Below are 23,676 nucleotides of genomic sequence, written 5' to 3'. Positions count from 1 at the left end.
CGCGACCCTAGGGAGCGCTCTGCTCCCCCGCGAGCCGGAACGAGCGTTGCGGTCGCCACACGCCGTCGTCGCCGTGCTCGTACTGCCACAGCCGGTCGACCTCGAAGACGCCGTCGAAGTCCGCCATCTCGACGAAGGCGCGGTCCAGGTCGGCCTCGGAGACCTCGTGCGCCACGGTCACGTGCGGGTGGTAGTTGAACCGCAGGTCCTGGGCCAGCACGCCGGAGCGGGCGGCGGTCTCGAGCTGCTCGCACTCCGCGATGCCCTCCGCGAGGGACACGAACACCACCGGCGAGATCGGGCGGAACGTGCCGGCCCCGCGCAGGTGCACCCGGAACGGCGCGGTCTCGGAGGCGACCTTCTCGAGGTGCTCGACCACCGCGTCCAGCACGGACTCGTCGACGACCGTGGGGCCGATCACCGTGATGTGCGGCGGGATGGCGTGGGCCAGCGGGTCGCCCAGCGCGGCACGGGCCTCCTGAAGCTGCGAGCCGAACGGCTCGGGCACCGCGATGGCGACGCCGATCCGCACCTGGGCCGGGCCACGGTCGGGGAGGTTCACCGTGCGCCTCGGGGCAGCAGGCCGAACCGGTCGTAGACGCGGTCGAGCACGGGACGCGCGATGTCCCGCGCGCGCTCGGCGCCGTCGGCGAGCACCTTGTCGAGCTGGGCCGGGTCCGAGAGGTAGGTCTGCGCCCGCGACTGGAACGGCTCGAGGAAGGCGACGACGGCGTCGGCCAGGTCCACCTTGAGGTAGCCGTAGCCGCGGCCGTCGTACTCGGCGGCGATCTCGTCGACGCCCCGGCCGGTGACGGCCGAGAAGATCGTCAGGAGGTTGGAGATGCCCGGCTTGGCGGCGGGGTCGTAGCGCACCCCGTACGTCTCGTCGGCGTCGGTCACCGCCGACTTGATCGCCTTGACCGCCTTCTTGGGGTCCTCGAGCAGCCAGACGACGCCCTTGCCGCCGGCGTTGGACTTGCTCATCTTCGCCGTCGGCTCCTGGAGGTCCTGGATCTTCGCCACGGCCTTGACGATGTGCGCCTCGGGGACGACGGCCGTGCCCTCGCCGAAGCGGGCGTTCAGCCGCTCCGCGAGGTCGCGCGTCAGCTCGAGGTGCTGCCGCTGGTCCTCGCCGACCGGCACGAGCGCCGTGTCGTAGAGCAGGATGTCCGCGGCCATGAGCACGGGGTAGGTGAACAGGCCGACGGTGGTGCCCTCGGACCCCTGCTTGGCGGACTTGTCCTTGAACTGCGTCATGCGGCCGGCCTCGCCGAAGCCGGTCTGGCAGCTGAGCAGCCACGCCAGCTCGGCGTGCTCCGCCACGTGCGACTGGACGAAGAGGATGGAGCGCTCCGGGTCGATGCCGCCGGCCAGGTACTGGGCGGCGGTGCGGCGGGTGCGCTCGCGCAGCGCCGCCGGGTCCGGGTTCACCGTCAGGGCGTGGAGGTCGACGACGCAGTACAGCGCCTCGTGGCCGTCCTGGAGCGCCACCCACTGGGCCAGCGCGCCCAGGTAGTTCCCGAGGTGCAGCGACCCGTCGGTCGGCTGCATGCCGGAGAAGATGCGGGGCAGTCCCGGCGCGGACGCTCCGCGCTGGAGGGACGGTGAGGTGGCGACGTCGGGCATGGCGTCCATTGTGGCAGGTCGACGGGACCGCTCGGAAACCCGTCCGCCCCGGCCCCACGGGCTGGCGCGGGGGCTCCCGGACGGGCCTAGGTGGCCTCGTCGTCGAACGGGGCGGGCACCGCGGCGCGGCGCTCGTCGGAAGCGCTGGTGGCGGCAGCCGTCGCGGTGCCGCCCGCCGCCGCGGCGGCGCGGGGCGCGGGGGCCGGACCGTCGTCGTCGTCCATCAGCGCGTCGCGCACGATGCGGCGCGGGTCGTACTGGCGCGGGTCGAGCTTGGACCAGTCGACGTCCTTGAACTCCGGCCCCAGCTCGGTGTCCACGCGCGCCTTGGTGTCCTGCAGCAGGCGCTTGCCGCGCTTCACGAGCGAGGCCAGCTGGGCGGCATACCCGGGAAGGCGCTCGGGCCCGATGAGCAGGACGGCGAGCACCACGATGATGAGGAGCTCACCGCCGTTGATGTCGAACACGCGGACAGCCTATTCGCTCTCGCGCCCCTGGAGCACCACCCGCACGTCCCGCTCCTCGCCGTCGGTCCGCACGCGGAGCGTCACCGCGTCCCCGGGCTGGCGGGCGCGGATCGCCACGATGAGGGCGTCGCTCACGGTCACGGGGCGGCCGTCGATCTCCAGGATGACGTCGCCGGGGCGGATGCCGGCCCGGTCCGCCGGGCCGTCGGGGGTGACGGCCGGCTGGCCCTGCTGGGGCGCGGCGGAGACCTGGACCCCCTCGCCTGTGTAGGTCGTGTCGAGGAGCGCCCCGATCACGGGGTAGGTCGCGTGCCCCGACTCGATGAGCTGCTCGGCGGTGTGGCGCGCCTGCGACGCGGGGATCGCGAAGCCCAGGCCGATGCTGCCGGTGGCGGAGATCGCGCCCGGCGGCTGCGCGATGGCCGAGTTGATCCCGACCACCTCGCCGTCGGCATCGATCAGCGGGCCGCCGGAGTTCCCCGGGTTGATCGCGGCGTCGGTCTGGATCGCGTCGATGAACGCCGTCGCGGCGCCTCCCCCGGTCTCGTCCCCCGCCTGCACCGGCCGGTGCAGGGCGCTGACGATGCCGGTCGTCACCGTGGAGTCCAGGCCGAGCGGGGCCCCGACGGCGAGCACCGGGTCACCGACCACCACGGCGTCGGAGTCGCCGAGGACCAACGGCTCCAGGCCGTCGGCGTCGACCTTCACCACGGCCAGGTCGTAGTCCGCGGTGCGGCCCACCACCTCGGCGTCGCGCTTGCGGCCGTCGGCGAAGACCACGACCGCCGAGCCCCCCGACGCTGCCGCGGGGGCGACCACGTGGTTGTTCGTGAGGATGTAGCCGTCCTCACGCAGCACGAAGCCCGAGCCGCTGGACGCACCGTTCGCGCCCTGCACCTGGATCGAGACCACGCTCGGCAGCACGTCCGCGGCGAGCGCCGCGACCGAGCCGTCCGGACGGTCCGCCCCGGCGGACGCCCCGGCGGCCGTGCCCCGGTCGGCGTCCAGCCCGCCCGACGTCGGCAGCGCCGCGTCCGCGGGCCTCCCGCCGTCCACGGCGTCCGACACGCGGTCCCCCGCGAAGCCGCCGACGACGCCCGCGACGAGGGCCAGCGCCACGACCGACGCCGCCCCCGGACGGCGTCGGCGCGCCGGGGGCGCCGTGCGGGGTGTCGCGGTGGGCGGTGCCGTGGTCGGCGGAGTCGTGCCGCCGTCGGCCGGCGCGTCCGCGGACGCCCCCGGTGCCGCCCGGGGCTCCGGTGGCGCGGACACCGTGGCGGGGAACAGCGCGGCTGCCGGCGGCGGCAGGTACGGGTCGGGCTCCGCCGCCCGCGCCGGCGGCTCGGGCGGCGCGAACAGGTCGTCGGCAGGGCGTGACGGTTCGGTCATCGGCGCCAGAGGGCTCCTGTCATCGCTCCGGTCATCACGTCGGACATCGCTCCGGTCATCGCACCGGTCATGACGGTCCAGCCGCGGGAGATCTCGCGCAGCACGCCCGCGTCGTGGCCCTCCGAGGAGCCGGGGAACGCCGCCACCAGCTCGGCGAGCGCCTCCGCCTCGACGTCGGTCGCCACGTCGACGACGGTGTCCCCCGACTGCCAGGCCACGTGCCACGGGTCGGCGGAGAGCACCCGCACGTCGTGGCCGCGGACGGCGAGCCCGCCCGCGGAGCCGTCGACGGACCCGGCGACGGCCGTGCCCAGGTCCGCGAGCCGGCCCTGTCGCAGGCAGGCGACCGCGGTCCCGTCCGGCCCGGACAGGTCCAGCTCGACGGCCGCGCCCGTGCCGCCGGTGCCGCCGGTGCCGGCGCAGCCGTCCGTGCGCACCGCGGTCACGGCGTACCCGTCGGGCAGCGCGGCGGGCGCGGACCAGCCGTGGTCGGACAGCCAGGCGAGGGCGTCGGCGGTGGCCGCGCGGCCGGCGGCGGCGTCGTGCCCGCCCGGCTCGGCGTCCGCCAGCAGCGTGAGCGCCGCCACCCGCGACGGGTCCGGGCTCACCACGGGCGCCTGCCCCAGCACGAACAGCGCGACGCCGAGCACACCGACGCCGCCCGCCCCCGCGGCGACCAGCCGCCGGTTCCGGGTCCGCCGGCGGGAGCCCAGGTCGCCCGACAGGGACGGCTCCCACGCCCGGGGCCGCTCCCAGTCCGCGGACCGGCCGCGGTCGCGCAGCGGGTCGCCGCTCGTCGACGGGATGGAGGCCGACAGCGCGAGCAGGCGGTTCGTGAGCTCCGGGTCGGGCGCGACGTCGCAGGCCGCCGCGAGCGCGCGGTGCGCGGCCCGCGCCGCGTCGAGCTCGGTGGCGCACCGAACGCAGCCCGCCACGTGCGCGAGCGCCCGCTCCGTCGCCGCGGCGTCGAGCTGGCCGTCGGCCAGGTCGCTCACCCAGGCCCCGAGGTGCCCGGACCCGGCGTACCCCGTCACGACGCCGCCCCGCCGCTCGCGTCCCGCGCGGTCACCTCCGCGCGCCGGTGCTCCAGCGCGTCCCGGAGCTGCGCACGGGCACGGTGGATGCGGGAGCGGACCGTGCCGAGCTTGATGCCCAGCGTGACGGCGATCTCCTCGTAGCTGAGCCCCTCGATGTCGCACAGGACGACCGCCGCGCGGTACTCGGGGCGCAGCGCGTCGAGCGCGGCCTGCACGTCGTGGTCCAGGTTGGCGTGCTCGAAGCCGCGCTCGGGGCGCCCGTGGTCCTCGGGCGCCGCCACGCGGGCGGCGTCGTCGCCCATCGCCTCCATGCGGATGCGCTTCTTGCGCCGCACCTGGTCGAGGAACAGGTTGGTCGTGATGCGGTGCAGCCACCCCTCGAACGTGCCCGGGGTGTAGCTGGAGAGCGACCGGAACACCCGCAGGAACGTCTCCTGGGTGAGGTCCTCGGCGTCCTGCCGGTTGCCGCTGAGCCGGTAGGCGAGCCGGTACACGCGCGCCGAGTGCTCGCGCACGATCTCGTCCCACGTCGGGGGCGTCCATGCCGTCTCGGGCGCGGCATCCTCGGGCGCGCGGAAGGCCGCCTCGGCGGGGGCCTCGGGCACGTCCTGCACGGGAGCGGGGTCGGTCGTCATCATCACCATCGTCCCACGGCAACGTCCGGGCACGCCGCGACGTTCCCGCGTACGATCACGGCAGCATCACCCGCGCCGGCCGCCCGCCGGCGACCCCGCCGTGGAGGACCGCCATCACCACCGACGTCGACGCCCGCAGCGGTCGCACCGCAGCCTGGGCCTACAGCGAGTCCTTCGTCCCCGAGGACGAGGTGCTGCTGCGCGCCCGCGAGCGCGCGGCGGAGCTCGGCTGCGGCGCCGTCTCCCCCGGCACGGGGGCGCTGCTGCAGGTCGTGGCCGCGGCGCTCGGCGCGCGCGCCGCCGTCGAGATCGGGACGGGCACCGGGGTGGCCGCCCTCTGGCTCCTGCGCGGCATGCCCGCCGACGGCGTGCTCACGACCATCGACGCCGAGCTCGAGCACCAGCGGGCCGCGAAGCGGGCCTTCGCCGAGGCCGGGATCGCGCCGGCCCGCACCCGGACCATCCCCGGCCGGCCGGCCGACGTCCTGCCCCGGCTCACGGACGGCGCGTACGACCTCGTGCTCGTCGGGGCGGAGCCGCACTCCTACCCCGAGTACGTCGAGGCCGGCCTGCGGCTGCTGCGCCCCGGCGGGGTCCTCGCCGTCGACGGCGCCCTGCACGGCGGCCGCGTGCCCGACCCCGCGCGACGCGACGAGGTGACCACGGTGGTGCGCGACGTCGGGCGCACGCTGCGCTCCGACGACCGGGTGCTGTCCGCCCTGGCACCGTCCGGCGACGGCCTGCTCCTCGCGGTCCGGCGATGAGCCGGTCGTCCTGAGACGCGACGAGCGCGGGGCGTCCGCCCCGCGCTCGTCGCGTGTCCGTCGTCCTCCGCCGTCAGGCGACGACAGCCTGGAGTGCCTCACCCAGCTCGGTCGCCTCGGTGGCGTTCAGCTCCACGACCAGACGGCCGCCACCCTCGAGCGGGACCCGCATGACGATGCCGCGTCCTTCCTTGGTGACCTCCAGCGGCCCGTCGCCCGTCCGCGGCTTCATCGCAGCCATCTGTGGCTCTCCATTCCGTTGTCCGGTTCCTCGGCCTGCCCCCTGCCCGCGGCCCGCCGGTCGGCGGGGGCGAGACGAGGCGCGCCCCACCATTCTAGGTCAGAACCCACCCCTGACTTCCACACCCCGGACGTCAGAGGTCGACAGGCGAGACCCGGCGAGACCCTGCCAGGTCAGGGCGCGTCAGCCGAGGCCGCGCGCCGCCGCGTGCGGCGGGGCCTCGTCGCGGACGACCGCGACCAGGTCGAGCACCCGCCGGGTGGCGACGACGTCGTGGGCACGGAAGACGGTGGCGCCCTCCCAGGCGGCGAGCGCGGTGGCGGCGAGGGTGCCCTCGAGCCGCTCGTCCGGGGCCAGCCCCAGCGTCTCCCCGACGAAGTCCTTGCGGCTCAGCGCCATGAGGAGCGGGTACCCGAGCCCCGCTAGCGCGGCGGTGCGGCGCAGGAGGTGCAGCGACTGCCAGGTGTTCTTGCCGAAGTCGTGCGTGGGGTCCACGAGCACCGACCGCGGCGGGACGCCGCAGGCGACCGCCCGCGCGGCGGCCGCGCGCAGCGTCGCGACGACGTCGTCCAGGACGCCGTCGCGCGGGTCCGCGCCCCGCCCGGCACCGGTGCCGGGCGGGTACTCGACCCGGTACGGGTCGGTGCGCGGCACCGCCCCGCCCGTGTGCGAGCACACGACCCCGACCCCCGCCTCGCCGGCCACCTCGACGAGCGCGGGGTCGTGACCCGCCCAGGTGTCGTTGACGAGGTCCGCCCCGGCCGCCACGACCTCGCGGGCGACGCCGGAGCGCCAGGTGTCGACCGACACGAGCAGGTCGGGCAGCTCCTCGCGCAGCCGCGCGACGAACGGCGCCACGCGGCCGATCTCCTCCGCCTCGTCGACCTCCGGCCCGACGCCGGCACGCACCCCGCCGACGTCGAGGATCTGCGCGCCGTCCGCCCACGCCTGGTGCGCCGCGTCGAGCGCGGCGCCGTCGTCGGGCCGGCGGGCCGGGGCGTAGAAGGAGTCCGTGGTGCGGTTGACGATCGCCATCACCACGGGCCGCAGCACCCCGTCGGGGCCGCGGCCGACCTCGCGCCCCCGCAGCACCAGCGACGTCCCCGCCGCCGGCACGCCGGACGGGCACGGGCCGGCGGCCGTCACGAGGCGTCGGCCGCGTCGCCCGCCGCCTCCTGGTCCTCGACGAGGTCGTCCAGCGCCTCGCGCTCCGAGGCCGCCAGGGCACGCCCCCGCTCGATGACGTACTGCACCGCCTCGGACGGCGAGTCGGTGAGGTGCAGCAGGTCGAGGTCGGCGCGGCCGATCATGCCGCGGTCCGCGACGGCGGTGCGCAACCACTCCAGCAGCCCGCCCCAGTAGTCGGAGCCGACCAGGACGATCGGGAACTCGGTCACCTTGTGGGTCTGCACGAGGGTGAGGGCCTCGAACAGCTCGTCGAAGGTGCCGAAGCCGCCCGGCAGCACGATGAAGCCCTGGGCGTACTTGACGAACATCGTCTTGCGGGCGAAGAAGTAGCGGAAGTTCACGCCGAGGTTCACGTGCTCGTTCATGCCCTGCTCGAAGGGCAGCTCGATCCCGAGCCCGATGGACGTGCCGCCCGCGTGGTGCGCGCCCTCGTTGGCCGCCGCCATGATCCCCGGGCCGCCGCCGGTCATCACCGCGTAGCCGGCCTCGGCGAGCAGCCGCCCGACCTCGACGGCGAGGGCGTGGTCGGGGTGGTCGGGGGACGTCCGGGCGGACCCGAACACCGACACGGCGGGCCCCACCTCGGCGAGGGCGCCGAAGCCCTCGACGAACTCCGACTGGATCCGCATCACGCGCCAGGGGTCGGAGTGCACCCAGTCGGAGTCGCCGCCGCCGGAGAGGAGCCGCTGGTCGGTGGTCTGGGCCGGGATCTCCTTGCCCCGCAGGAGCACCGGCCCCTTGCGGTAGCCCCGGCCCTTCTCGGGCACCCCGTCGTCGCCGCGCTCGGGTCCGTGGCCGGTGGGGGAGGTCGTCGCTCGCGTCATGCCTCGAGACTATCCACGCCACCCGCGGGCGCGCCGAGCAGCCAGCCGCGCAGGGCGTCACGACCCACCGCGAGCCGGGCCACGGGAAGGCGCTCGTCGTCCTTGTGCGCCAGGACCGGGTCCCCCGGGCCGAAGTTCACGGCGGGGACGCCGAGCTCGGCGAACCGCGCGACGTCGGTCCAGCCGTACTTCGGCGTCGGCGCGGTGCCGGTCGCGGCCCGCACCGCCGCGGCGAAGTCCGCCACCAGCGGGTCGTCCAGGCCGGGGCGGGCTCCGGGCGCGGCGTCCGTGACGACCACCTCGAAGCCCTCGAAGAGCTCGCGCACGTGCGCCTCCGCCTCGGCCACGCCCTGCGACGGCGCGAAGCGGTAGTTCACCGTGACGGTGCAGGCGTCCGGCACCACGTTGCCCGCGATGCCGCCCCGGATGCCGACGGCGCCCAGGCTCTCGCGGTACACCAGGCCGTCCACCTCGACCTCGCGCGCCTCGTAGGCCGCCAGGCGGTCGAGCACCGGCGCCGCCGCGTGGATCGCGTTCACGCCCGCCCAGGCGCGCGCCGAGTGCGCGGCGACCCCGTGGGTGCGGACCTCGACGCGGAGCGTCCCGTTGCAGCCGCCCTCGATGCCGTTGTTGCTCGACTCGCCCAGGATCGCGACATCCCCCGCGAGCGCCTCCGGGTGGTGGCGCACCAGCCGGCCCAGCCCGCTGAGCGATGCCTCGACCTCCTCGTGGTCGTAGAAGACGTACGTGAGGTCGTGGGCGGGCTCGCGCCCCGGCCGACCCAGCTCGACGGCGAGCGCGAGCATGATCGCCACGCCGCCCTTCATGTCCACGGTGCCGCGGCCCCACAGCTCCACGGTGCCGTCCGCCGCCGTCTCGAGGCGCGTCGGGAGGTTCGGCGGGTCGGTCAGCGGCACCGTGTCCAGGTGTCCGGCGAGCACCACGCGCCGCGGACGGCCCAGGCGGGTCCGGGCGACCAGGGCGTCGCCGTCGCGCAGCACGTCGAGGTGCGGCTGGGCGCGCAGCACCCGCTCGACGGCGTCCGCGAGCGCTGCCTCGTCCCCCGAGACCGACGGGACGTCGCAGATCGCGGCCAGCAGGTCCACGAGGTCCGACGAGGCCACCGTCGCCGGGTCCAGCAGGGTGTCCAGCAGCGCGTCGAGCCGGGAGGCGAGGTGAAGGTCCAGGTGGGGGTCGGGAGAAGGGGCTGTGCGGTCCGTGGTCACGCGCACCATCGTGGCAGACACCCCGACTACGCTGGTCCGCATGACGACGCCTGCCACCTCCCGCCCCGCCTGGGGCCTCGGTCTCGCCACGGTCGCCGACGACGGCACGACCCTCGACGTCTGGTACCCCGCGCCCGTGCTGGGTGCGCCGCCGGAGACCGACGTCGACATCCCGGCCGAGCTCGACGCCCTCACCGAGCGGGACGACGCGCGGCGCGTGGACGTCGTCGTCGTGCGCACCGTGATCGACCTCGACGCCGCACCGCAGGACGCCCGGGACGCGTACCTGCGCCTGCACCTGCTCTCCCACCGGCTGGTCCAGCCCCACGGCCTCAACCTGGACGGCCTCTTCGGCGTCCTGACCAACGTGGTGTGGACGTCGCACGGCCCGTGCGCCGTCGAGGGCTTCGAGGCCACCCGCCTGCGCCTGCGCGCCGACACCGGCCGCGCCGTCACGGTGTACGGGATCGACAAGTTCCCCCGCATGGTCGACTACGTCGTGCCCGCGGGCGTGCGGGTCGCCGACGCCGACCGCGTGCGCCTCGGCGCACACCTCGCGGCGGGCACCACGGTGATGCACGAGGGCTTCGTGAACTTCAACGCCGGCACGCTCGGCGCCTCCATGGTCGAGGGCCGCATCTCTGCCGGGGTCGTCGTGGGCGACGGGTCCGACGTCGGCGGCGGCGCGTCGATCATGGGCACCCTCTCCGGCGGCGGCAAGGAGGTCATCCGCGTGGGCGAGCGGTCGCTGCTCGGCGCGAACGCGGGCCTCGGCATCCCGCTCGGCGACGACTGCGTCGTCGAGGCCGGCCTCTACCTCACCGCGGGCACCAAGGTCACCGTGCTCGGCGAGATGGGCGCCGACGGCGACCCCCTGGTGGTCAAGGCCCGCGACCTCGCCGGCCGCGACAACCTCCTGTTCCGCCGCAACTCGCGCACCGGCGCGGTCGAGGTCCTGGAGCGGGGCGGCGTGGGCATCGAGCTCAACGCCGCGCTGCACGCCAACTGAGGTGTCCGGGAGGCCGGGCCGGCGGAGGGGCCGGCGACGGGCGACCGGGGCGGCCCTCGCCGCGGTCCTCGTCGTCGGCGCCGGCGCGACCGCCGGCGTCGTGTGGATCCTCAACCGGGTCGACGCGCCCTCGGTGCAGCGGTGCGCGGCCGAGCTGGACGGCACGTCCTGGTACCTCACGCCGGTCCAGGCCGACAACGCCGCCCTGATCGTGGGCACGTCCGTGCAGCGCGGGCTGCCCGGCCGGGCGGCCACGATCGGGCTCGCGACGGCGCTCCAGGAGTCCCGGCTGGTCAACATCGACTACGGCGACCGCGACTCGGTGGGCCTCTTCCAGCAGCGCCCCTCGCAGGGGTGGGGCACCGTCGACGAGATCATGGACCCGGTCTACTCGACGGGGAGGTTCTACGACGGCCTGGTCGAGGTCGACGGCTACGAGGACCTGGAGGTCACCGTCGCCGCCCAGGCGGTGCAGCGCTCCGCGTTCCCCGAGGCGTACGCGCAGCACGAGACCCGGTCACGGGCCTGGGCGTCCGCGCTCACCGGCCACTCCCCCGGGGCGATCACGTGCGACCTGCCGCCCACCGAGGAGGACGACGCCCCGTCCGGCGCCGCCGCCCGGGAGGTGCTCGCCGAGCGGGCGGCGCGCGACCTCGGGCTGCCCGCCGACGCGCTGCGGGCCGACACGTCCGACGAAGACGTGAACGCCGTCGTCGTGGACGCCGCCGCCGTTCCGCTCGACGGCGAGCTCGCCACCTGGGCCGTCGCCCACTGGGCGGTCGCGACGGCCGCCGTCTCCGGGGCGCAAGAGGTGCGGGCCGGCGCACGGGCATGGACCCGCGAGGACGGCGAGTGGTCCGTCGTGGACGACGACGCCGGCCGCCGGCCCGACGGCCAGGTGACGATCGTCCTGTCGTGATCGTCCTGGTCGCGGGCCGACGGCCGGCGGCGGTGCGGTGCTGGGGCGCGGAGCCTCAGCGCTGCTCGAGCGGCACGTAGTCGCGCTCGGTGGGACCGGTGTAGACCTGCCGCGGACGGCCGATCTTGGTCTGCGGGTCGTTCATCATCTCGCGCCACTGGGCGATCCAGCCGGGCATGCGGCCCAGCGCGAACAGCGGCGTGAACATGGCCGGGGAGAAGCCCATGGCCTTGTAGATCAGCCCGGTGTAGAAGTCGACGTTCGGGTAGAGCTTGCGCTGGACGAAGTAGTCGTCGGACAGCGCGATCTCCTCGAGCCCCCGGGCGATGTCGAGGAGCTCGTCCTTGGCGCCGAGCTGGCCGAGCACGGCGTCCGCGTGCTTCTTCACGATCGCGGCGCGCGGGTCGTAGCTCTTGTAGACGCGGTGGCCGAAGCCCATGAGCCGGACGCCGGCCTCCTTGTTCTTGACCTTCTTCATAAAGGTCTCGACGGAGTCGTCGCCGCTGCGGATGCTCTCGAGCATCGTGAGGACGGCCTCGTTGGCGCCGCCGTGCGACGGGCCGGACAGCGCGTTGATCCCGGCGGCGACCGACGCGTACAGCGTCGCGTTCGACGAGCCGACGATGCGCACGGTGGACGTGGAGCAGTTCTGCTCGTGGTCCGCGTGCAGGATGAGGAGCTTGTCCATGGCGGACACGAGCACCGGGTCGGACTCCCACTGCTCGTAGGGCCGCGAGAACGTCATGCGCAGGAAGTCGTCGACGTAGCCGCGGGCGTAGTCCGGGTACATCAGCGGCTCGTCGCGCGTGGCGCGGTGCAGGTACGAGGTGATGGTGCGGATCTTGGCGAGGATCAGCACGGTGGCGAGCTCGACCGCCTCCGGGTCGTGCGGGTCCAGCGACTCGGGGTAGTACGTCGCGAGCGCGTTGACCGCCGACGCCAGGATCGACATCGGGTGGCCGCCGCGCGGGAACGACGACAGGAAGGCACGGAACCCCTCGGGCACCAGGGTGTGCCGGTTGACCCGCTCCTCGAACGCCGACAGCTCGGCCGGCGAGGGCAGCGCGCCGTGGATCAGCAGGTAGGCCACCTCGAGGAAGGTGGACGAGTCGGCGAGCTGCTCGATGGGGTACCCGCGGTAGCGCAGGATGCCCTGGTCGCCGTCGATGTACGTGATCTCCGACTGGCACGACGCGGTGTTCGTGAACCCGGGGTCGACCGTGACGAGCCCGGTGTCCTTCAGCAGGGACGACACGACGATGCCGTCGTTGCCCTCCGTGGCAGGGACGACGGGCAGCTGTCGAGCGGTACCGTCGACGACGAGCTCGACCGAGGCGGAGTCGCCCGTGGTGCCTGCGGCAGGCGTGGTGGACGTCATGTCTTCCTTCCGTGACGGGCCTGCCGACTCCCGACGACGGGACCGGTGGGCGCGTGACTCGTGACTCAGGGACGGGGGCGGCCCGGGGCACGCCGGCCGTGGCATCCTCCAGGGCTACCTCGGCCTGCGGTCGAACCTACCCCCCAACACCAAGGTGTTCCAATCCCTCACCCAGCCGCAGCCATCCACCGGGTCACAGATCTGTGATGCGCGCCACAGCCTCGGCCACGGAGCCGTCCGGCGCCGTGAGCGCGACGCGGACGTGCCGTCGCCCCGCGTCGCCGTAGAACTCCCCCGGCCCGACCAGGATGCCCCGGTCGGCGAACCACGCCGCGAGGTCGCGCGACGTGGCAGCTGCGAGCGGCGTCCCCTCGGCCGGGCGGGCCCACAGGTAGAGACCCGCCTCCGAGCCGTCCACGACGAAGCCCGCCGCCCCGAGCGCGCCGAGCAGCACGTCGCGGCGTCGGCGGTAGACCTCGCGCTGGGCCGCGACGTGCGCATCGTCGCCGAGCGCGGCGGTCATCGCCGCCTGGACCGGTGCGGGCACGATCATGCCGAGGTGCTTGCGGGTGGCCAGGAGGCCGGACACCAGGGCGGGGTCGCCGGCCACGAACGCGGCGCGGTACCCGGCCACGTTGGACTGCTTCGACAGCGAGTAGGCGACGAGCAGCCCCTCGGGGCTGCCCCCGGTCACGCGGTGGTCGAGCAGGCTCGGCACCCGCGAGACGCCGTCGTCGCCGACCCAGGCGTCGGCCCACGGCAGCTCGGCGTAGCACTCGTCGCCCACGACGACGGCGCCGATCTCCCGCGCCGCCTCGACGACGCGGCGCAGGTGCACGACGTCGGCGACCACGCCGGTCGGGTTGCCGGGCGAGTTCACCCACACCAGGCGCACGTCGCGGCGCCCCGCCCAGACGTCGACGTCGTCCGTGGCCAGCGGCGTCGCTCCCGCCAGCCGCGCCCCGACGTCGTAGGTCGGGTACGCGACCGCCGGGTGCACGACGACGTCGCCCGGGCCCAGGTGCAGCAGCGAGGGCAGCAGGCCGACGAGCTCCTTGGAGCCGACCGTGGGCAGCACGGCCGCCGGATCGAGCCCCGGCACGCCGCGGCGGCGCGCGAACCAGCCCGTCACGGCCTCCCGGAGCGCGGGCGTGCCGTGCGTCAGCGGGTAGCCGTGGGCGTCCGACGCCGCGGCGAGCGCGTCACGGACGACCTGCGGCGTCGGGTCGACGGGCGTGCCGATCGACAGGTCCACGACGCCGCCGGGGTGGGCACGGGCGGTCGCCCGCACGTCGTCGAGCGTGTCCCAGGGGTAGGGCAGTCCGCCGAGGTCGGCGAACCCCATCAGGCCTGGGGCGGCAGGCCGGCGATCATGGGGTCGTCCTTCTCGATGAGCCCCATCTTCGCGGCGCCGCCCGGAGAGCCGAGGTCGTCGAAGAACTCGACGTTGGCCCGGTAGTAGTCCTTCCACTGCTCGGGGACGTCGTCCTCGTAGTAGATGGCCTCCACCGGGCACACCGGCTCGCAGGCGCCGCAGTCCACGCACTCGTCCGGGTGGATGTACAGGGAGCGCGAGCCCTCGTAGATGCAGTCCACGGGACACTCCTCGATGCACGCCTTGTCCTTGACGTCGACGCACGGCTGAGCGATCACGTAGGTCACTGCGGGCTACCTTCCAGGTGACGAGGGCGCGGTCCGGCGGGCGGGCTGCGGGTCTCGATGATTCGTCGTTGGTGCTTCTCCGGTGCTGACCGGGCGCGGGCGCAGCGCCCGCGCAGCCAACTCTAGTATCGCTGACGTGGTGCCTTCGCCGTCAGCCGTCCCACCTGCTGTCCCGTCCCCCGAGCCGCTGCCCGCGTGGCGCGAGCTGCCCGCGGGGACCCGCGTCGTCGTGCGGCGCCGGCTGACGCCCGCGGAGGCCGCCGAGAGCGGGGCCCGGTGGGCGGACGTCGTGGGGATTCTCACGGCGGCCGGGCCCGCCGGCCTGCGCGTGCGGCCCGACCGCTCCCCCGGCCTGCCGGAGGTCGCCGTCGCCGCCGCCGACGTCGAGGCCGTGAAGCCGGTCCCGCCGCGACGGCCGCGGCGCGGGCGGCCCGCCGAAGCCTGAGACCACGGCCCGGCGCCGCTCAGCGCGGCGCGCGCACCCGGACCGTGCCGTCGTCGACCCCCACGACGACGGCACCCGCCGTGCAGCGCGCCACCAGGGCGTCGACCACGCCGGCCGTCCACCCGTCGCCGACCGGCAGCCCCTCCTCCGGCCCGGCCGGGCGGGGACGGCCCCCCGCGCGGAGCTCACGGACGTCGTCGGCGGCGTGGAAGACCTCGTGCAGGGCGCCGTTGGTCTCCAGCGCGCCGATCACGACCTCGAGGTCGCGCACCACCTTGCGCAGCGCGGGCGCCACCCACGCGGCGTTCTCCGTGACCATCGCCTCCGTGCGGGCCGGGTCGGTGAGCGCCACCCGGGTGCCGTCGCGGAAGCTGCCGGCGGCGAGGCCCAGCGCGAGGTCGCGCACGGGCGCGCCCGCCACGGCGTTGAGGAGCTGGGTGGCCAGCACGTGCGGCACATGGCTCACCAGCGCGGCCGCCTCGTCGTGCCGGTCGTCGGTGACCACCGCGGCGGTGCCGGCCAGCGGGCCCGTCACCAGGCGCAGCACCTGCGCGAGGCGCCGGGGCTCGTCGGGCGCGGCGGCCCCCGGATCGGCCACGGTCACGGCCCAGGGCGCCGCGTCGAGCAGGGCGGCGTCGGACGCGCCGAAGCCGCTGTGCTCGGTGCCGGCCATCGGGTGGGCCCCGACGTACCGGTCGCCCAGCCCCGCGGCGACGACCGCCGCACGCACCGGACCCTTGACCGAGCCCACGTCGGTCACGGTCGCGTCGCCGCCGGCGAGCAGCGGCGCGAGCTCCGCGGCCGTGGCGCGCACGGCGCGCAGCGGGACGGCGAGCACGACGACCTCCGGGTCCGCGGCGCACAGGCCCGCCAGGTCGTCGGCGACGCGCAGCCCGACGGCGCGCGCGTCGGCGCGCGTGCCGGCGTCGACGTCGGTCGCGACGACGTCCGCGCCGCGCGCGGCGAGCAGCCGCGCGAGCGACCCGCCGACCAGACCGAGGCCGACGACCCCGATCCGGCCGGCTCCCTCGCCGGTCACCACAGCAGGCCCCTCGCGACCGTGGCGTCGTCGTCCGCGCCCAGCACGCTGCCCGTCGGCACGTGGTCGGGCAGCACGCCGTCGAGCCCCGGTCCGCCGGGCGCCACGGGGAACGCGCCGAGCACCTTGAGCGAGTCACCCGCGCCGAGCAGGGCGGCGAAGAGGTCGCGGACCTGCGGTTCCCAGGGGGCGCCGTCGAGCGTCACGACGAAGACGTACTGGCGCTCGCGCACCTTCAGCGGCCGCTCCACCAGGCTCGACATGTTCACGCCGCGCTCCGCGAACTCCGCCGTGACGCGCGCCAGCACGCCCGGTCCGGTGACCACCGGGGTCACGGCGACCATGGTCCGCCAGGCCTCGGAGGCGGAGCCGTGCCCCGCCGCGCGGGCCGGCGCCCAGGCGGCCGTCGCGTCGTCCCGGCGGCACAGCACGACGAACCGCGTGCGCGCGCCGGCGAAGTCCTCCACCCCCGTCGCGAGGGTCTCCAGCCCGTAGAGCTCGCCGCACAGCCGGGGGCCGAACGCGACCTGGTGATCGGCGAGGTCGCGGCACGCCGCCGCGTTCGACGACGCCGGCACGGGCAGCAGGCCCCGCTCCGCGACGAACCGCGTGCACTGCGCCAGGCCGTGCGGGTGCGCCGTCGCCTCGCGCAGGCCCGACGGGTCGGCATGCCCGGGTCGCACGAACGCGTCGAACGAGATGTCCAGCACGACCTCGTCCACCGCGACCACGTCGGGGCTGCCCACCAGCGCGTCCAGGGACGGCACGACGTACCCCTCGACGGAGCTCTCGATCGCCACCACCCCCCGGTCCGCGGCGCCCGACGCGACGGCGTCGTGCACCTCCCGGACGGTGGCCAGCGGCTGCTGCGCGGCGTCGCCGCCACCCGCCCGTGCACCGACCCAGCGCCGGACCGCCTCGTGGGTGAACGTGCCCTCCGGCCCGAGGTACGCGATCATCGTCCGCCGCTCCTCACTCCGCGGCCCGGGCGCCCGCGGCCCACCGCGGCGCCAGCGGCACGGGGCCGGGCACGAAGCCCTCGCCCGGCAGCACGGCCAGCGTGCGGTGGGCGACGCCGCGAGCGTCGAGCTCGGCGACGAGCCCGTCGAGCACGTCGACGCTCGCGCAGCGGAACGACGTGAAGAAGACGTGCGGCCCGTGGGCCGACGGGTGGCTGCGCAGGTGCTGGAGGTCGACGCCCGCCGCCGACAGGACGGCCAGCGTGTCCTGCAGGGACCCCCGGTGGTCGTCCGACGGCCCGACGGCGAGCCACACCTGGGCGGGGACGTCGAACCGCGGCCACTGCGCCCGCGCCTCCAGGAGCCCGTACCAGACCGGCATCCGGCCGGCGAGCCGCTCGCTGCCGGGCACCTCGACCCAACCCGTGGGCACCCGGGGCCGCTCCACGACGAGCGACCCGGCGGGCCCCGCCAGCGCGACCCGCTCGTCCACCGACGTGCGGGTCGGCACCAGCCGCGGGCTCACGCCCATGCCGCGCAGCAGGTCCTGGCAGTCGCGCATCCCCGCCTCGTCGATGACCACCTGGCCTCCCGTCGCGCCTGCCGGGGCCACCCACACCCACTGCGGCGCCACGGCGACGGCCGCCGTGACGATGAGCGACGGCTCACCGGCGAGCAGCGCCTCCTCCAGCCCCGGCGACGGTTGCTCCGGGTGCCCCAGGTGCACGACCGCCGCCAGGTCGTCGATCGTGGCCACCGTGGCCAGCGTGTCCGACGTCGTGCCGAGGTCCAGCAGCTCGATCGACTCGTCCGGCACGGCCGTGGCCACCGCCGACCCGGGGGCGACCCCCGACCAGCCCGCGTCGTGCGCCGCCTGTGCGGCGTGCGCCGGGGACTCGCGTTCCGAGCGTCCGAGCATCAGTCCTCCTTGGCCTTCCCGTCGTCGCCGGCGTCGTCCTTGCCGTCGTCCTTGGGCTGGCGGTCGTCGTCGCGGTCGGCCTTCGGCTGGTCGCACACGACGGGGTTGTCCGGCTTGTAGGTCCAGGTCTTCGACTCGTCCTTGACCTGCTTGCCGTCGTGGAACACCTGCCGGTAGTTCGTGATCGTGAACCCGTCGTTGCCGCCCGGGTAGGGCTCGCAGCCCGCGCCCGACTTGTGCACCGCGGTGGCCGGGACCACGTTGCGCTTGTCGCCCGCCTGCTTCTTCACCTCGTAGTACTTGGTCGACCAGATCTGCACGTGCAGCTCGCCGCCCGAGACCCACGACTGCATGACGGCGCCGTACGGGGTGTCGTTGGTGAACTTCATGTCGATGGCGCCCACGTAGATGGTCGCCTCGCGCCCGGCCGGGTACCGGCTGAACCAGTAGCTGTGCGGCTGGTGGCCCGCGTCGTCGTAGCCGGCGAGGAACCCGGCGTTGTACGTGGTCGTGGCCATCTGGGACAGCCCGCCGCCCACGGCGTCGGTGTGCACGCCGTTGCTCACGACGCCCGCCGCGACGAAGCCGTTCGACTCGTCGATGGGCGACAGGGTGTCGAGCAGCGAGAACGTCTCGCCCGGCGCCACGAGGGTGCCGGTGATGATCTGGGCACCGCGCTCGAGGTTGCGCGTGCGGATCGGCTCGCTCGTCAGCGGGGTCGAGAACGACGAGACGACCTCCTCGACCCCCATGTCCTCGAGGGCCTCCTTGGTGCGCTCCGGCTCCCGCTCGACCAGCTTCAGCTGGGTCGTCCGGTCGTCCGAGAGGGCGGCCTTGCCGACCGCGGACGCGGTGTCGTCCGGGTCGAGCGTCGTGCCCTGCTCCCCGCCCTCGACGACCGGCTTGCCGCCGGAGAACACGAAGTGCGCGTCGTCCGGCTCGGTGAGCAGGTCGTCCGTGTCGTCCACGACGTCGGAGACCAGCTTCTTGCCGTCGAACCGGGCCTTCAGCTCGCCGTCGGTGTTCTTGAACGACGTCGCGCCGGCGAGCGCCTTCGGCGCCAGCTCCGCGGACTGCTCTCCGACGTCGACCGTGACGGGGCCGCTCACCACCTGCTGCGCCTGCTCCAGGGCGGCGTCCGTCTCCGCCTGCGTCACCGCGGGCTCGACGACCTCGGTCGGGAGGTCGACCGGGCCCGACGTGACGAGCCAGGCGTCCGCGACGGCGTCCACGGCGTCGTCGACCAGCACGCTCGACCCCTCGACCGCGTCCGTGGCGGTGGCCTTGGCGCCCTTGAAGCCGACCGTGCCGTCCACGGGCTCGACCTTCAGGGACTCCTCCAGGCCGGAGACCGCCTCGGTGAGGGTGGGTCGGGAGACGTCGACGACGGGCGGTACGGCGTCGCCGCCGACGAGGTGCTCCCACAGGTGCGCGGGGCTGAGGGAGAAGCCCGTGAGCCCGTCGACGGTCGCCTGCGCGTCGAACGCCAGGCCGGCGGCGGCCGGGTCGATGGTGCTCGACGCCTCGCCCGCCCGGACGTCGATCGGCTCCTCGGCACGCTCGCCGAGGCCGTCGTCGAGCGCGGCGACCGCGGGCCCGGCGTCCATCCCGCCGATCTCGACCCCGGCCACGCTGGTGCCCTTCGGCACCGTCCCCGCGACGGCCCACTGCGCGCCCGCGTAGAGGCCCGCGAGGACCACGAGCCCGACGCCGGCCCACAGCGCGACCTTCGGCGCGCGGCTCGGCGCGCCGTCTCCGGCCAGGCCGTCGAGCGGTGAGCCGGGGTCCGCCGGCGGCGGCGTCGCCGGCCCGGCGGGGACGCCGCCGAGGGCCGCGGCAGCGGGATCACCGGACGGCGCTCCCTGGGGGGCGGGCGGGGCGGACGCCGCCACCGCCGGCAGCGCCTGGGTGGGCGGTCCCGACGACGGCGCGGGCACCGTGGCGATGACCCGCTGCTCGTACAGCCGCACCCGCGGCTGGTACGGGGTGTCCGGCTCGTCCGCGTCCGGCGGCTCGGGAGCAGGCGCCTCGGAGGTCGGCCCGGCAGCCGGCGCGGCGACGGGCAGCCCCGGGGCCTGCGGCGGCTCGGACCCGCCCGGCGCCGTGGGCGCACCAGCCCCGGGCTCGACCTGAGGCTCGACCTGAGGCTCGGACTCGGGGCGCGCAGGCTCGGCGGGTGCGGACCCGGCGGGGTCCGGCTCGCGCTCGGTCGGGTGACCCATGCATGCTCCGTCAGGGTGGGGTGCGGGGCGACGCCCCGGGGGGACAGGTGACGCGGGGCGGACCCGCCTGGGGGATCCTACTCGGGCGCCGCAGCCCGGCCCGGTGCAAGTCCGGGTGAAAGTGCCAAATCGGACGCCGGTTCGCACAGGTTCGTCACGCCCGGCCGGGCGGCGCGCACCGGACGCTCACAGACGGTCACGGGGACCGTGCGTCAGCTTCGCCGGTCGGAGAACCACGACCCGGGCAGGAAGGCCGCCACGAGGAACATCGCGAGGCCTCCGTAGGTCCACACCAGACCGACGGGCTGCGCCGGCACCAGAACGTCCCCACCCGGGCCCGCGACGGCGAGCACCTGCACCGCGACGACCCAGCCCGCGCCGGCCGCGAGCAGCGGGCCCCACCCGGCCCACGCGCGGCACAGGACCGCCGTGGACAGCGTGATCGCGAGGGCCAGCACGATGCCGACGGGCAGGTCGTGCCACTGGGTGCGATGCGCGACCGTGCCGAGCACCCCGACGGCGGCGCCCAGCACGAGGGCGAGGACCGCGCGCGCGGCGGACCGCCACCACCGGCCGGCGCCCGCCGGGGCGGGGGGCGAGGTGGGCGTCGCGTGCTCGGGGGTGGTCATCGGCGCGAGCCTACCGGCGACCGGCGCGGCGCGACGTCCGGCCGGGAGCACGGGGCACCTCGCGCGACGCCTCTGGAGACAGATGCGGAGACAGATGCGGAGACACGAGGTAGAGCTCGTGCGCCAGCACCGGGGCGAGGACGTCGTTGCTCAGGGCGTACCAGCCGAGCAGGCCGGCGCCGGGGCCCTCCGCCGCCGGTGCCGGGGTGACGTGCTGCACCTGGGTGGCGTGGGCGCGCATCGCGGCGAGCACACGGTCGAGCACCGCGGCGACGTCGACCTGTGCGACGTCGTGCGGCCCGGCGTCGCGCAGCTCCGCGTCGTGGCGCGCGAGCGGGGGCAGGGGTTCGTCGGGGTCCGGAAATGTCAGTCCGGTGCGGGCGGCGAGGTCCCGCGCCGCGGGGGCGGCGGCCAGCGCCCGGCGGCCCGCCCGCAGCGCGGCGGACGGCGTCACCGCGCGCCACAGCTCGGCGGCCCACGGCTCGCCGGGCACGGGGGTTCCTGGGTCGGCCGCGAGCGCGAGCGCCCGCACCGCGACGTCGTGCGTGCGCACGTGGTCCGGGTGCCCGTAGCCGCCCTGCTCCTCGTACGTCGCGACGACGACGGGGCGGCGGGCGCGCACGACCGCCGCCAGCCGCACGGCGGCGTCGTCGAGCGGCACGCGCGCGAACGCCGTCGCGGGCGCGTCGTCCGCCGGCCCGGCCACGCCCGGCGCGACCCAGGCCATGCCCGAGTCCTCGAACCGCTTGGTGGACGCCCGACGCACCCCGGTGGGCCGGGTGTCGGACAGGTCGACGGCGTCGAGGAACGTGTGCCCGACGACGCCCGACGCGCCGCCCAGCGCGGCCAGGGCGGCGGCCAGCTCCGTCTCCCGGTGCGCGGCGAGGGCGGGGCCGTCACCCTCGAGGCGCGCCAGCCCCGTGCGGTGCGCCGGCGTGTCGATGACCTCGCCGCGCTCGCCGCGCGTGCAGGTGACCACGGCGACCGGCCGGCCCGCGGCGGCCCACGACGCGAGGAGCGCCCCGGTCGCGAGCGTCTCGTCGTCGGGGTGCGCGTGGACCGCGAGCAGCCCGCCGTCCCGCACGGGTACGGCGGGGGCGGGCTGCGCGGCGGACACGGCGGGACCGGTCACCCGGAGGAGGGTCAGGCGCGCTTGGCCCGCGCCGTCGCCCGGGCGCGCGCCGTCGCGTCGAGCTCGACCTTGCGGATCCGCACGACCTCCGGCGTCACCTCGACGCACTCGTCCTCGCGCGCGAACTCGAGGGACTCCTCGAGCGTGAGGTGGCGCGGCGGGATGAGGTTCTCGAAGTTGTCGGCGGTCGAGGACCGCATGTTCGTCAGCTTCTTCTCCTTGGTGATGTTGACGTCCATGTCCTCGTTGCGGGAGTTCTCGCCGACGATCATGCCCTCGTAGACCTCCTGCGTGGGGTCGACGAAGAACGAGCCGCGCTCCTGCAGGTTGATCATGGCGAAGGGCGTCACCTTGCCGGCCCGGTCGGCCACGAGGGAGCCGGTGTTGCGCGACTCGATCGGGCCGTGCCACGGCTCGAAGCCCTCGGAGATCGACGCGGCGATGCCGGTGCCGCGCGTCTCCGTGAGGAACTGCGTGCGGAAGCCGATGAGGCCACGCGCCGGGACCATGAACTCCATGCGCACCCAGCCGGTGCCGTGGTTGCTCATCGTCTCCATGCGGCCCTTGCGCTGCGCGAGGAGCTGGGTGACGGCGCCGAGGTACTCCTCCGGCACGTCGATGGTCATGCGCTCCATCGGCTCGTGGCGCTTGCCGTCGATCTGCTTCGTGACGACCTGCGGCTTGCCGACCGTGAGCTCGAAGCCCTCGCGCCGCATCTGCTCGACGAGGATCGCCAGGGCGAGCTCGCCGCGGCCCTGCACCTCCCACGCGTCCGGGCGCTCGGTGGGGAGCACCTTGAGCGACACGTTGCCGATGAGCTCGGAGTCGAGGCGGTCCTTGACCTGGCGCGCGGTGACCTTGTGGCCCTTGCCGCCCTTGCCGGCCAGCGGCGAGGTGTTGATGCCGACGGTCATCGAGATCGCCGGGTCGTCCACCGTGATGAGCGGCAGCGGGCGCGGGTCGTCGACGTCCGTGAGGGTCTCGCCGATCATGATGTCGGCGATACCCGCCACGGCCACGATCTCGCCGGGGCCGGCGGATTCGGTGGGCACGCGGTCGAGCGCCTTCGTCTCGAGCAGCTCGGTGATCCGCACGCTCGACAGGGTGCCGTCGTGGCGGGCCCACGCGACCGTCTGGCCCTTGCGCAGGGTGCCGTTGAAGATGCGCAGCAGCGCGAGGCGGCCGAGGAACGGCGACGCGTCGAGGTTGGTGACGTGCGCCTGGAGCGGCATGTCCGCCTCGAAGGTCGGCGCCGGGATCTTCTCGAGGATCGTGCCGAACAGCGGCTCGAGGTCCTCGTTCGCCGGCAGCGCGCCGTCGGCGGGCTGGTCGATCGACGCGCGGCCGGCCTTGGCCGACGCGTACACGACGGGCACGTCGAGGATGGCGTCCAGGTCGAGGTCGGGGACCTCGTCGGACAGGTCGCTCGCGAGGCCGAGCAGCAGGTCCGTGGTCTCCCCCACGACCTCGGTGATGCGCGCGTCGGGACGGTCGACCTTGTTCACGACGACGATCACGGGCAGCTTCGCGGCGAGCGCCTTGCGCAGCACGAAACGGGTCTGGGGCAGCGGGCCCTCGGACGCGTCGACCAGCAGCACGACGCCGTCCACCATCGACAGGCCGCGCTCGACCTCGCCGCCGAAGTCGGCGTGCCCCGGGGTGTCGATCACGTTGATCGTGATGCCACCGGGCTCGCCCGCCTCGGCCGCCGACGGACCGGCGTACCGGACCGCGGTGTTCTTCGCGAGGATGGTGATGCCCTTCTCGCGCTCCAGGTCACCGGAGTCCATGACGCGGTCGTCCACGTGCTGGTGGGCGGAGAAGGCGCCTGCCTGGCGCAGCATGGCGTCCACGAGGGTCGTCTTGCCGTGGTCGACGTGGGCGACGATCGCCACGTTGCGCAGGTCGGAGCGCACAGACATCTACGGGTCTCATTTCCTGGGGTGGGGAGGCGACCCGTCAATCG

General features: G+C 75.3%; 24 protein-coding genes. 4 read left to right on the top strand and 20 right to left on the bottom strand.

The genetic code is table 11. The annotated features are described in order from the left end of the window. Positions 1-7: 7 nt before the first annotated feature. The 6 genes from ACFQ8Y_RS07200 to sigE form a co-directional block, all read right to left on the bottom strand. On the bottom strand, positions 8-562 hold the full coding sequence (locus ACFQ8Y_RS07200) for a 2'-5' RNA ligase family protein (RefSeq protein ID WP_430549676.1): 555 nt from the start codon (positions 560-562) through the stop codon (positions 8-10). Then, positions 559-1,626 (bottom strand): tryptophan--tRNA ligase, encoded by a 1,068-nt coding sequence (gene trpS, locus ACFQ8Y_RS07195; RefSeq protein ID WP_430549675.1) that lies wholly within the window; start codon positions 1,624-1,626, stop codon positions 559-561. Before trpS ends, ACFQ8Y_RS07200 begins: the two co-directional genes overlap by 4 nt. An 86-nt stretch (positions 1,627-1,712) precedes the next feature. Continuing rightward, positions 1,713-2,093 carry a Sec-independent protein translocase TatB gene (locus ACFQ8Y_RS07190; protein ID WP_430549674.1) on the bottom strand — a complete coding sequence of 127 codons (381 nt, stop codon included), beginning with the start codon at positions 2,091-2,093 and terminating at the stop codon, positions 1,713-1,715. 9 nt (positions 2,094-2,102) lie between these two features. Beyond that, on the bottom strand, positions 2,103-3,482 hold the full coding sequence (locus ACFQ8Y_RS07185; protein WP_430585044.1) for a S1C family serine protease: 1,380 nt from the start codon (positions 3,480-3,482) through the stop codon (positions 2,103-2,105). Next, positions 3,479-4,516 (bottom strand): zf-HC2 domain-containing protein, encoded by a 1,038-nt coding sequence (locus tag ACFQ8Y_RS07180; RefSeq protein WP_430585043.1) that lies wholly within the window; start codon positions 4,514-4,516, stop codon positions 3,479-3,481. The genes ACFQ8Y_RS07185 and ACFQ8Y_RS07180 overlap by 4 nt, the downstream gene beginning before the upstream one ends. After that, complete coding sequence (sigE, locus tag ACFQ8Y_RS07175) at positions 4,513-5,154, bottom strand: RNA polymerase sigma factor SigE (RefSeq protein ID WP_430549671.1); 642 nt, start codon at positions 5,152-5,154, stop codon at positions 4,513-4,515. Before sigE ends, ACFQ8Y_RS07180 begins: the two co-directional genes overlap by 4 nt. 191 nt (positions 5,155-5,345) lie before the next feature. Between sigE and ACFQ8Y_RS07170 the strand changes: the two genes are divergently transcribed. Further along, complete coding sequence (locus ACFQ8Y_RS07170) at positions 5,346-5,918, top strand: O-methyltransferase (RefSeq protein ID WP_430549670.1); 573 nt, start codon at positions 5,346-5,348, stop codon at positions 5,916-5,918. Between the two features lie 73 nt (positions 5,919-5,991). Here ACFQ8Y_RS07170 and ACFQ8Y_RS07165 read toward each other — a convergent pair whose 3' ends face one another. The 4 genes from ACFQ8Y_RS07165 to dapE all read right to left on the bottom strand — a co-directional run bounded on the left by ACFQ8Y_RS07165 (position 5,992) and on the right by dapE (position 9,406). Continuing rightward, on the bottom strand, positions 5,992-6,159 hold the full coding sequence (locus ACFQ8Y_RS07165) for a DUF3117 domain-containing protein (RefSeq protein WP_111249454.1): 168 nt from the start codon (positions 6,157-6,159) through the stop codon (positions 5,992-5,994). Positions 6,160-6,342: 183 nt separating this feature from the next. Next, a complete protein-coding gene (gene folP, locus ACFQ8Y_RS07160) occupies positions 6,343-7,305 on the bottom strand; it encodes a dihydropteroate synthase (protein WP_430565027.1) in 963 nt (320 codons plus the stop codon). After that, complete coding sequence (locus tag ACFQ8Y_RS07155) at positions 7,302-8,171, bottom strand: TIGR00730 family Rossman fold protein (RefSeq protein ID WP_430549668.1); 870 nt, start codon at positions 8,169-8,171, stop codon at positions 7,302-7,304. Before ACFQ8Y_RS07155 ends, folP begins: the two co-directional genes overlap by 4 nt. Next, the gene (gene dapE, locus ACFQ8Y_RS07150) at positions 8,168-9,406 is read right to left on the bottom strand and encodes a succinyl-diaminopimelate desuccinylase (protein WP_430585113.1); all 1,239 of its coding nucleotides are present in this window, start codon (positions 9,404-9,406) and stop codon (positions 8,168-8,170) included. Before dapE ends, ACFQ8Y_RS07155 begins: the two co-directional genes overlap by 4 nt. 31 nt (positions 9,407-9,437) lie before the next feature. Between dapE and dapD the strand changes: the two genes are divergently transcribed. Together dapD and ACFQ8Y_RS07140 are read left to right on the top strand one after the other, a co-directional pair. Further along, positions 9,438-10,406: a 2,3,4,5-tetrahydropyridine-2,6-dicarboxylate N-succinyltransferase gene (gene dapD, locus ACFQ8Y_RS07145; RefSeq protein ID WP_430585042.1), complete on the top strand. Its 969-nt coding sequence runs from the start codon at positions 9,438-9,440 to the stop codon at positions 10,404-10,406. Position 10,407: 1 nt separating this feature from the next. Beyond that, entirely contained in the window at positions 10,408-11,325 is a 918-nt protein-coding gene (locus ACFQ8Y_RS07140) for a hypothetical protein (RefSeq protein WP_430585041.1), read from the top strand. A gap of 55 nt (positions 11,326-11,380) precedes the next feature. On the opposite strand, the gene ACFQ8Y_RS07135 is transcribed toward ACFQ8Y_RS07140, so the two are convergent. The 3 genes from ACFQ8Y_RS07135 to fdxA form a co-directional block, all read right to left on the bottom strand. Further along, positions 11,381-12,703 (bottom strand): citrate synthase, encoded by a 1,323-nt coding sequence (locus ACFQ8Y_RS07135; protein ID WP_430549665.1) that lies wholly within the window; start codon positions 12,701-12,703, stop codon positions 11,381-11,383. Between the two features lie 193 nt (positions 12,704-12,896). After that, positions 12,897-14,048 carry a succinyldiaminopimelate transaminase gene (gene dapC, locus ACFQ8Y_RS07130; RefSeq protein WP_430585040.1) on the bottom strand — a complete coding sequence of 384 codons (1,152 nt, stop codon included), beginning with the start codon at positions 14,046-14,048 and terminating at the stop codon, positions 12,897-12,899. Then, positions 14,048-14,365 carry a ferredoxin gene (fdxA, locus tag ACFQ8Y_RS07125; protein ID WP_429762524.1) on the bottom strand — a complete coding sequence of 106 codons (318 nt, stop codon included), beginning with the start codon at positions 14,363-14,365 and terminating at the stop codon, positions 14,048-14,050. The genes dapC and fdxA overlap by 1 nt, the downstream gene beginning before the upstream one ends. A gap of 139 nt (positions 14,366-14,504) precedes the next feature. On the opposite strand from fdxA, the gene ACFQ8Y_RS07120 reads away from it, so the two are divergent. Then, the gene (locus tag ACFQ8Y_RS07120) at positions 14,505-14,810 is read left to right on the top strand and encodes a hypothetical protein (RefSeq protein ID WP_430585039.1); all 306 of its coding nucleotides are present in this window, start codon (positions 14,505-14,507) and stop codon (positions 14,808-14,810) included. A gap of 19 nt (positions 14,811-14,829) precedes the next feature. On the opposite strand, the gene ACFQ8Y_RS07115 is transcribed toward ACFQ8Y_RS07120, so the two are convergent. The 7 genes from ACFQ8Y_RS07115 to typA form a co-directional block, all read right to left on the bottom strand. Further along, positions 14,830-15,849 (bottom strand): prephenate dehydrogenase, encoded by a 1,020-nt coding sequence (locus ACFQ8Y_RS07115; protein ID WP_430585038.1) that lies wholly within the window; start codon positions 15,847-15,849, stop codon positions 14,830-14,832. After that, on the bottom strand, positions 15,846-16,808 hold the full coding sequence (locus ACFQ8Y_RS07110) for a prephenate dehydratase (protein ID WP_430585037.1): 963 nt from the start codon (positions 16,806-16,808) through the stop codon (positions 15,846-15,848). The genes ACFQ8Y_RS07115 and ACFQ8Y_RS07110 overlap by 4 nt, the downstream gene beginning before the upstream one ends. Positions 16,809-16,821: 13 nt before the next feature. After that, on the bottom strand, positions 16,822-17,727 hold the full coding sequence (locus ACFQ8Y_RS07105; RefSeq protein ID WP_430585036.1) for a hypothetical protein: 906 nt from the start codon (positions 17,725-17,727) through the stop codon (positions 16,822-16,824). Further along, positions 17,727-19,949 carry a VanW family protein gene (locus ACFQ8Y_RS07100; protein ID WP_430585035.1) on the bottom strand — a complete coding sequence of 741 codons (2,223 nt, stop codon included), beginning with the start codon at positions 19,947-19,949 and terminating at the stop codon, positions 17,727-17,729. Before ACFQ8Y_RS07100 ends, ACFQ8Y_RS07105 begins: the two co-directional genes overlap by 1 nt. A 212-nt stretch (positions 19,950-20,161) precedes the next feature. Continuing rightward, positions 20,162-20,578: a DUF6113 family protein gene (locus ACFQ8Y_RS07095; RefSeq protein WP_430585034.1), complete on the bottom strand. Its 417-nt coding sequence runs from the start codon at positions 20,576-20,578 to the stop codon at positions 20,162-20,164. Positions 20,579-20,588: 10 nt separating this feature from the next. Continuing rightward, complete coding sequence (locus ACFQ8Y_RS07090) at positions 20,589-21,710, bottom strand: PIG-L family deacetylase (protein ID WP_430585033.1); 1,122 nt, start codon at positions 21,708-21,710, stop codon at positions 20,589-20,591. An 11-nt stretch (positions 21,711-21,721) separates the two neighbouring features. Next, on the bottom strand, positions 21,722-23,632 hold the full coding sequence (typA, locus tag ACFQ8Y_RS07085) for a translational GTPase TypA (RefSeq protein ID WP_430549656.1): 1,911 nt from the start codon (positions 23,630-23,632) through the stop codon (positions 21,722-21,724). Between the last annotated feature and the right edge of the window lie 44 nt (positions 23,633-23,676).

It is taken from the genome of Isoptericola sp. NPDC056605 (genome assembly GCF_042792795.1).
Classification (GTDB): Bacteria; Actinomycetota; Actinomycetes; order Actinomycetales; family Cellulomonadaceae; genus Isoptericola.
The sequence above is the reverse complement of the archived record's forward strand: the minus strand, read 5'-3'. Positions and strand labels throughout refer to the sequence as shown.

Coding starts and splice junctions, on each gene's coding strand:
- trpS (WP_430549675.1), bottom strand. CDS start 1,626: ATGCCCGACGTCGCCACCTCACCGTCCCTCCAGCGCGGAGCGTCCGCG.
- ACFQ8Y_RS07185 (WP_430585044.1), bottom strand. CDS start 3,482: ATGACCGAACCGTCACGCCCTGCCGACGACCTGTTCGCGCCGCCCGAG.
- sigE (WP_430549671.1), bottom strand. CDS start 5,154: ATGACGACCGACCCCGCTCCCGTGCAGGACGTGCCCGAGGCCCCCGCC.
- ACFQ8Y_RS07165 (WP_111249454.1), bottom strand. CDS start 6,159: ATGGCTGCGATGAAGCCGCGGACGGGCGACGGGCCGCTGGAGGTCACC.
- ACFQ8Y_RS07155 (WP_430549668.1), bottom strand. CDS start 8,171: ATGACGCGAGCGACGACCTCCCCCACCGGCCACGGACCCGAGCGCGGC.
- dapE (WP_430585113.1), bottom strand. CDS start 9,406: ATGGTGCGCGTGACCACGGACCGCACAGCCCCTTCTCCCGACCCCCAC.
- dapD (WP_430585042.1), top strand. CDS start 9,438: ATGACGACGCCTGCCACCTCCCGCCCCGCCTGGGGCCTCGGTCTCGCC.
- ACFQ8Y_RS07135 (WP_430549665.1), bottom strand. CDS start 12,703: ATGACGTCCACCACGCCTGCCGCAGGCACCACGGGCGACTCCGCCTCG.
- dapC (WP_430585040.1), bottom strand. CDS start 14,048: ATGGGGTTCGCCGACCTCGGCGGACTGCCCTACCCCTGGGACACGCTC.
- ACFQ8Y_RS07110 (WP_430585037.1), bottom strand. CDS start 16,808: ATGATCGCGTACCTCGGGCCGGAGGGCACGTTCACCCACGAGGCGGTC.
- ACFQ8Y_RS07105 (WP_430585036.1), bottom strand. CDS start 17,727: ATGCTCGGACGCTCGGAACGCGAGTCCCCGGCGCACGCCGCACAGGCG.
- ACFQ8Y_RS07100 (WP_430585035.1), bottom strand. CDS start 19,949: ATGGGTCACCCGACCGAGCGCGAGCCGGACCCCGCCGGGTCCGCACCC.
- ACFQ8Y_RS07095 (WP_430585034.1), bottom strand. CDS start 20,578: ATGACCACCCCCGAGCACGCGACGCCCACCTCGCCCCCCGCCCCGGCG.
- typA (WP_430549656.1), bottom strand. CDS start 23,632: ATGTCTGTGCGCTCCGACCTGCGCAACGTGGCGATCGTCGCCCACGTC.